9 protein-coding genes and 1 pseudogene are annotated in these 7446 nt (G+C 62.9%); 8 read left to right on the plus strand and 2 right to left on the minus strand.

Translation table 11 applies throughout. The annotated features are described in order from the left end of the window. Positions 1–27: 27 nt before the first annotated feature. The 4 genes and pseudogenes from NKJ89_RS19650 (at position 28) to NKJ89_RS19665 (ending at position 4121) form a co-directional block, all read left to right on the plus strand. Complete coding sequence (locus NKJ89_RS19650; RefSeq protein WP_352604826.1) at positions 28–1224, plus strand: phosphoglycerate kinase; 1197 nt, start codon at positions 28–30, stop codon at positions 1222–1224. A 163-nt stretch (positions 1225–1387) separates the two neighbouring features. Next, positions 1388–2413 carry a class I fructose-bisphosphate aldolase gene (locus NKJ89_RS19655; RefSeq protein ID WP_352604828.1) on the plus strand — a complete coding sequence of 342 codons (1026 nt, stop codon included), beginning with the start codon at positions 1388–1390 and terminating at the stop codon, positions 2411–2413. Between the two features lie 223 nt (positions 2414–2636). Then, a pseudogene (locus NKJ89_RS19660) lies at positions 2637–3348 on the plus strand (DUF899 domain-containing protein). A gap of 59 nt (positions 3349–3407) precedes the next feature. After that, entirely contained in the window at positions 3408–4121 is a 714-nt protein-coding gene (locus NKJ89_RS19665) for an SGNH/GDSL hydrolase family protein (protein ID WP_352604830.1), read from the plus strand. A 30-nt stretch (positions 4122–4151) separates the two neighbouring features. Here NKJ89_RS19665 and NKJ89_RS19670 read toward each other — a convergent pair whose 3' ends face one another. Both NKJ89_RS19670 and NKJ89_RS19675 read right to left on the minus strand, forming a co-directional pair. Continuing rightward, the gene (locus NKJ89_RS19670) at positions 4152–4331 is read right to left on the minus strand and encodes a hypothetical protein (protein WP_032906964.1); all 180 of its coding nucleotides are present in this window, start codon (positions 4329–4331) and stop codon (positions 4152–4154) included. A 98-nt stretch (positions 4332–4429) separates the two neighbouring features. Further along, on the minus strand, positions 4430–5377 hold the full coding sequence (locus NKJ89_RS19675; protein ID WP_352604832.1) for a ring-cleaving dioxygenase: 948 nt from the start codon (positions 5375–5377) through the stop codon (positions 4430–4432). Between the two features lie 309 nt (positions 5378–5686). Here NKJ89_RS19675 and NKJ89_RS19680 point away from each other — a divergent pair, with 309 nt between their 5' ends. From NKJ89_RS19680 to NKJ89_RS19695, 4 genes are all read left to right on the plus strand, one after another. Further along, on the plus strand, positions 5687–5854 hold the full coding sequence (locus tag NKJ89_RS19680; RefSeq protein WP_023757425.1) for a hypothetical protein: 168 nt from the start codon (positions 5687–5689) through the stop codon (positions 5852–5854). Positions 5855–5941: 87 nt separating this feature from the next. After that, positions 5942–6532 (plus strand): DJ-1/PfpI family protein, encoded by a 591-nt coding sequence (locus NKJ89_RS19685; protein WP_352604834.1) that lies wholly within the window; start codon positions 5942–5944, stop codon positions 6530–6532. Positions 6533–6607: 75 nt separating this feature from the next. Beyond that, positions 6608–6997 (plus strand): hypothetical protein, encoded by a 390-nt coding sequence (locus NKJ89_RS19690; RefSeq protein ID WP_245266417.1) that lies wholly within the window; start codon positions 6608–6610, stop codon positions 6995–6997. Between the two features lie 80 nt (positions 6998–7077). Next, positions 7078–7446 (plus strand): helix-turn-helix transcriptional regulator (locus NKJ89_RS19695; protein WP_352604836.1); only part of this gene is annotated, 369 nt, incomplete at its 3' end.

The following is a 7446-nucleotide window of genomic DNA, read 5'->3' on the forward strand; positions in this document are numbered from 1 at the left end:
GCCCGATTTTTCGCGAAAGGAACCCGCATGGCCGCCTTCAAGACACTCGACGATATCGGCAACATCAGCGGCAAGCGCGTGCTGGTGCGCGTCGACCTCAACGTGCCTGTCGCCGAAGGCAAGGTCACCGACGCTACCCGCATCGAACGCATTGCACCGACCATCGCCGAACTGTCCGGCAAGGGCGCCAAGGTCATCCTGCTTGCCCATTTCGGCCGGCCCAAGGATGGTCCTTCGCCTGAATTTTCGCTGGAGCCGATCGCCAAGGCGACGGCCGACGTGCTCGGCCGCCCCGTAGGCTTCGCCAGCGACTGCGTCGGCGGTACCGCGGCAAGCGCCGTCGCCGCCATGAGCGAGGGCGATGTGCTGCTGCTTGAAAACACCCGCTTCTACAAGGCCGAGGAAAAGAACGATCCGGCTTTCACCGAAAAGCTTGCCACTAATGGCGACATCTTCGTCAACGACGCCTTTTCCGCCGCGCACCGCGCCCATTCGTCGACCGAGGGGCTGGCACATCTGCTGCCGGCCTTTGCCGGCCGCACCATGCAGGCCGAGCTCGAAGCGCTGGAGAAGGGCCTGGGCAATCCGGTCCGTCCCGTCGTTGCCATCGTCGGCGGCGCCAAGGTCTCGACAAAGATCGACCTGCTGATGAACCTGGTGAAGAAGGTCGACGCATTGGTCATCGGTGGCGGCATGGCCAACACCTTCCTGGCCGCGCGCGGCACCGATGTCGGCAAATCACTGTGCGAGCATGATCTCGCCACGACCGCCAAGCAGATCATGATCGAAGCGGCCGAGGCCGGCTGCGCCATCATCCTGCCGGTCGACGGCGTCGTGGCCAAGGAATTCAAGGCGGGCGCGGCCTGCGAGACCGTCGCCATTTCGGACGTGTCGGCCGACGGCATGATCCTCGATGTCGGCGCCAAAACCGTGACGACCATCGGCGAATGGATCGACCGCGCCGCGACACTGGTATGGAACGGCCCGCTCGGCGCCTTCGAGATCGCACCCTTCGACCATGCGACGGTGGCGGCGGCCAAGCACGCGGCTCAGCGCACCAGGGCCGGCAAGCTGGTCTCCGTTGCCGGCGGCGGCGATACGGTGGCGGCCCTCAACCATGCCGGTGTCGCCGACGACTTCACCTATGTCTCGACAGCCGGCGGCGCCTTCTTGGAATGGATGGAAGGCAAGCCGCTGCCCGGCGTCGATGTGCTGAAACGCTAGACGCGCTTGGCGTCGCGGAACGCGGGAAACGGATAAGCCGATCAACACATGGAGAGAACGGGCAAGTCGCCCGAGACTTTCAATCGATTCGAGCTTTCCGAGGCTCTTCCTTTGGCGGTAGACTTCCCTTAAGCGCGGAACGAACCCCTTCAGGAGAAGCAAAATGAGCGAACGTCTCGAAGACATTGCCGCCGTGATCGTCGCCGATGGCAAGGGCTTGCTGGCAGCCGATGAAAGTTCCGGCACCATCAAGAAGCGCTTCGACGTCATCGGCGTCGAATCGACCGCCGATAGCCGCCGCGACTATCGCGAGATGATGTTTCGCGCCCGGGACGCGATGACCCGCTACATTTCCGGCGTCATCCTCTACGACGAGACGATCCGCCAGAAAGCCGCCGACGGCACGCCGCTGGTCGACATCATCAAGGCTGCCGGCGCCATACCCGGCATCAAGGTCGACGCCGGCGCCAAGCCTCTGGCCGGCTTTCCCGGCGACACCATCACCGAGGGCCTCGACGGCCTGCGCGAGCGCCTTGCCGAGTACTACAAGCTCGGCGCCCGCTTCGCCAAATGGCGCGCGGTGATCGACATCGACCAGGCCAAGGGCGTGCCCTCGGCCAATTCGATCAGCTCTAACGCCCACGCACTCGCGCGCTATGCTGCTCTTTGCCAGGAAGCCGGCATCGTGCCGATCGTCGAACCGGAAGTGCTGATGGACGGCGCCCACGACATCCACACCTGCTATGACATTTCGAAGGCGACGCTAATCAAGCTCTATGACGAGCTCCATACGGCGCGAGTCGTCCTCGAAGGCACCATCCTGAAGCCCAACATGGTGCTGGCCGGCAAGAGATCGGGCAAGGTGAGCACCCCGGAAGAAGTCGCGGAAAAAACCATAAAACTGTTTCGCGAGACCGTGCCGGCAGCCGTGCCGGGCATCGCCTTCCTCTCCGGCGGCCAGGCGGACGAGGAAGCGACCGCCAACCTCAACGCCATCAACGCCATCGGCCCGCACCCGTGGAAGCTGACCTTCTCCTACGGCCGCGCGCTACAGGCCGCGCCGCAGAAAGCCTGGAGCGGCAAGGCGTCGAACGTAGCCGCCGGCCAGGCCGCCTTCACCCATCGTGCCCATATGAACCATCTGGCGGCGCTTGGAAAATGGAAGGCGAGCCTGGAACAAGCCGCCTGATTGCAGTCCTTCTGTCTTCCGTCGAGCCCGGGCCATGCGCCCGGGTTTTTTGTTTGTGACGTGCCGACTTGGGGTGGAGTGTCTGCGTCCTTATTTCCCTTCGGCGCTGGAGCATGATCCCGAAAAGTGGAATCCGGTTTCGGAAAAAGGCTCAACCAAACAGTCGACATGTCGGCTTTCGCCCATCCCGAACGTCCTTGGGATGACAGACAGGGAGAGATTCATGCATCGCAGCAAGGTTGTTTCGCGCGAAGACTGGTTTCAAGCGCACAAGGCGCATCTGGCGCGCGAGAAGGAACTGACGCGGCTTCGCGAGCGGATCGCGGCTGAGCGGCGTGAACTGCCCTGGCTGAAGATCAGGAAGGACTATGTCTTCGAGACCGAGCAAGGGCCGAAGAAACTGACCGACCTGTTTGCCGGCAACAGCCAGCTGATCGTCTACCACTTCATGTTCGGGCCGGGTTGCGGCCATCATTGCCTGGGCTGCTCGTTCCTTGCCGACCATATCGACGGCGCCAATCAGCATCTGAGACATCACGACGTGTCTCTGGTCGTGATCTCCCGCGCGCCGCTAGCGGAACTTCTGCCCTACAGGCAGCGCATGGGCTGGAAATTCGACTGGGTGTCGTCCTATGCCTCGGATTTCAATTTCGACATGCAGGTCTCCTTCACCGACAAGCAGATCGCCGCCGGCGATACCACCTACAATTTCGAGACCCGTCCCAGGACATCGAAGGAGCTTCCCGGCACCAGTGTTTTCTACAGGGACGAGACCGGCGACATCTTCCTCACCTTCATGTCGCGCGCCCGCGGCGGCGAGGCACTGATCGAAGGGCCGCAACGAAAACGGCCCGTATCACAGTTTGATGGACTGGGTACGGCTGCATGACGAATACCAGGAGGGACGGGCGGCAAAGCCGAACTGCTGCGACTGAAGGCTTTCAACCGAGCACAGACTTGCGCTAAGTCTGCCCCGATCGTTAACGGTATTGCCATGCGCTTCCCGGCCCTTCTCACCTGGCTTGCTTACCCGGTATATGTCTGGCAAGGCCTCGGCGTGCGCCGCCGCACGACGCGCATGCTGCCGGCGCAGGGGCCGGTCATGCACGAAATCGCCGGCATAGCGCCGGCGATCTCGCTTCTGGTGCTGGGCGATTCCTCCGCCGCTTCGGTCGGCATCGGCAATTCGGAAAACGGGCTTGCCGCACAACTCGCCGTGCTGATTGCGCAAAACACCGGCCGCGCCGTGCGCTGGCGAGCCGCCGGGTTCAATTCGGCAACATCGGGCCAGATCCGCGACCATGTCCTGCCCAACCTGTCGGCCGATCCATGGACGCACATCGTGCTCGCCATCGGCACCAACGACACCAAGAATTTTCATTCCGTGCCGCGCTTCAAGAAGGAATTCGGCGGCCTGCTCTATGCGCTCCGTGCCAAATGGCCGGAGGCGCGGGTGGTATGGTCGCCGGTGCTGGAGTTCACGCGGGCGCCGGCAATGCCGCCGTTGCTCGGCAAGATCCTTGAGATCCGCGCCATCGACATGAACCGGATGGGCGAACGCCTCTGCCTGGAGCGCGGCGCGGTGCCGGCGTCGCGCCTGCCCATCGCCAATCCCGAGGCCGGCTTTGCCTCAGACGGCTTTCACGCCTCGGAAGCAGGCTACCGCGCCTGGGCCGAGCATCTCGTCGACCCGGTGCTTGGCGGCTGAAGGTTGACGCGGCCGCCCGGCAGGCGAGGGCTATGCCCAGTGCCCAAGCACGGCCGTTATCGAAATCGCGGCCATTGCCAGCAGCGCCAGCTTCCAGAAGTCGCTGCGCCGTTTCAGTCCCGGCCAGCCGAGCGGCTTGATCAGCTGAATGACCATGATACCAACAATGACGAGCGCGAGGAGTTTCGACATGCCGCCTTTGACCAGCAACGCGGCCGGCTGTCAAAGCGCCTCGTTCCTTACCCGAGAACAACAGGCGCCGCGATCCCGAACCAGAATGCGGCGCCCGCCATTGACCGGCGAGCGACCTACTTCAGCGGCTTGAGGCCGGCCTCGATCGAGGCGCGTTTCGCTTCGAGGAACGGCGGCAAGGCGAGGCTTTCACCCAGCGTTTCCAGCGGCTCGTCGGCAGTGAACCCCGGCCCGTCTGTGGCGATTTCGAACAGGATGCCGTTCGGCTCGCGGAAATAGAGCGAGCGGAAGTAATAGCGCTCGACCTCGCCGCTCGACGGCAGCCGGAATTCGGCCAGCCGCGCGGTCCATTGATGCAGCGTCTCCTGGTCCGGCGCCCGGAAGGCGACATGGTGGACCGCACCCGCACCTTGCCGTGCCGGCGCCAACCCCGGCTGCAACAGAATATGCAACTCCGCCGCAGGCCCGCCCTCACCCATTTCGAAGACGTGAACCTGACCCTCCGGCGACGCGTACTCGCGCGCCTTGCGCATGTTCATAACCTTGGTCACGACTGCCTCGGTGTTGGTGATATCAGGGACGCTGATGACGATCGGCCCGAGCCCGCGGATCTGGTGCTCGGCCGGCACCGGGCTCTGCGCCCAGGGATGACTGTCGCCTTTGCCGTCGTCGCTCACGAGCCGAAGGCGCTGGCCTTCGGGGTCTTCGAAATCCAGACTCGGGTAGCCGCCGATCTCGGCGATCTCTCCCGTCACAATGCCTTCGCCTGCCAAGTGCTGCTTCCACCAGCCAAGGCTCTCTTGGTTGCCGACCCTGAGGCTGGTCCGCGCAATGCTGCGCGTGCCGCGCTTCTCGCGTCCGACCGGCCAGTCGAAGAAGGTGAGATCGGTGCCCGGTGTGGCTTCGCCATCGGCATAGAAGAGGTGGTAGGCCGAGGTGTCGTCCTGGTTCACGGTCTTCTTGACCAGCCGCAGACCCAGCACCTTCGTGTAGAAGTGAAGATTGTCCGGCGCATTGGCGGTGATGGCAGTGAGGTGGTGGATACCTGTCAGTTGCAAGCTCATGGTCGTCTCCCTGGTTTTGGGAAAGAATTTTCTCCTCTCATATCAGAACTGCGGCCACGTCGCTGAAGGCCGTGTATTCCGACAGTCCGTCGCCGGACGCTGAACAACGGACCTTGGCCAGCGTCGTTGCAGTGAACAATCAGGATGTGGAAAACCTGTGCGCATCACGGTTTGACGTCAATGAAAGAAGGACCCCTTGCTGGCAAATGCACCAGTCGGAATTATCGTCGCCGCCCTGCGACCCTCCTGACAGACTGCTGTCAGGAGGGGTGTGCGATAGTGTCTTCATCAGAAGAGAGGAGACCAGCCATGAACGGTTTTACCATTTTGCGCGGTATGCAGCACTATGTCGGCAAGATCCGGACGATGCGCAACGAGATCCGCACCCGGCGGCTCATGAACTCGCTGCCAGCGGACATTCGCAAGGATATCGGCTGGCCGGACATGTATGCCGACCGTCGCTTTCGCGGCAATTGAGTGAGACGAATTTTTCGACGCTGCGGTTGGATGTGGGCTCCGCAACGCCCAGATAACAGGTCGGCGCGTGAGGGATGGAGCGAGCTTATGCCCGAACAGAAGACAATCGGCTTTCTTTTCATCGAAGGTTTTGCCGACTGGGAGTACGGGCTGCTGGCGGCTTCGGCGGTCGAATGGTTCGGCGCCCGGGCCGTATCGCTAGCGCCTGACGGCAAGCCGGTGACCGGCATCAGCGGCTTTCGGCTGACGCCCGATCGCTCGGCAAAAGCCGATGAGAATTCCGATCTCGACGCCATTGCCGTAATCGGCTCCGACGAATGGGCCGGCAAGGCACCGCCGGATGTTGCTGACCTGCTCAACGCTGTTGCATCGCGCGGCGGCGTGGTCGGCGGCATCTGCGCCGGCACTTTGGCGCTGGCGCGCGCCGGCCTGTTCGAGAAGGCCAGGCACACCAGCAATGGTCGCGACTGGATCAATGGTCATCAAGCCGGCTATGCCGGCGCCAGCCTCTATCAGGACGTGCCGCATGCTGTGGCTGACGGCAAAGTCGTTTCCGCACCGGGCTCGGCGCCGGGCACTTTCGCGCTTGCCTTTCTGAAGTCGCTTTATCCGGAAAGAGGCAGCGATCTCGCGCAGATGCGGACACTTTACGCCAAGGAGTATGCTGAATCCTCCTGACAGCATGCTGTCAGGAGGGGGCGTGCAATGGTGCAAGCTTCAGACCCTGTGCATCGGCGGTCGAAAGGACGATCGATGAAGAGTTGGAACGACAGACTGAACACACCAGGCATCAACATCGTGAAGCCGAGGCCGCGCACGATGCCCGATGTCATCGAAGGTCAGCCTATGCTGATGCCGACGGTCCAGCAGGTCGATGATTTCATCCGCTCAATTCCGGAAGGCGTCGAGATGGACGTGCGTCCGCTGCGCACGGCGCTTGCCATCGAGCATGGCGCCGAAGTGACATGTCCGGTTACCATAGGCTATCATCTGCGCACGATTGCCGATGCCGCCAATGAGGACCTTGAGCGCGGCATGGCGCTGAGCGACATCGCCCCTTTCTGGCGCGTGCTTGATACACAACGAGTAAACTGTCCTTCGGCGCGGAATTCGTCGCCATGCAGCGCAAGTGCGAAGGGCTGAAGCCGTAATGCATGTCATCTGGAAGTGGATCCGGTCCGGGAGCCACGGCATGCATGGGAACAACATTGGGGAAGCAAACGATGCGCCGCGCCGACAGGCTCTTTCAGATCGTGCAGCATCTGCGTGGTGGCCGTCTGGTCACCGCGCAGAAGCTCGGCACGTGGCTCGAGGTTTCCGAGCGAACCATCTACCGCGACATTGCCGACCTGCAGTCGACCGGCGTGCCGATCGACGGCGAGGCCGGCGTTGGCTACATGATGAGGGAGGGTTTCGACCTTCCGCCACTGATGTTCACGCGTGACGAGATCGTCGCGCTGGTTGCCGGCGCCCGCATGGTGCGCGCCTTTGGTGGCGCTGCCATGGCGCGCGCCGCCGACGAGGCGCTGGTCAAGATCGGCGCCGTACTGCCCGAAGCCGAAAAGGACCGCATCGCCCGCACCGAGATCCAC

The sequence above is a fragment of the Mesorhizobium sp. M0047 genome, assembly GCF_040323315.1.
Taxonomy (GTDB): domain Bacteria; phylum Pseudomonadota; class Alphaproteobacteria; order Rhizobiales; family Rhizobiaceae; genus Mesorhizobium.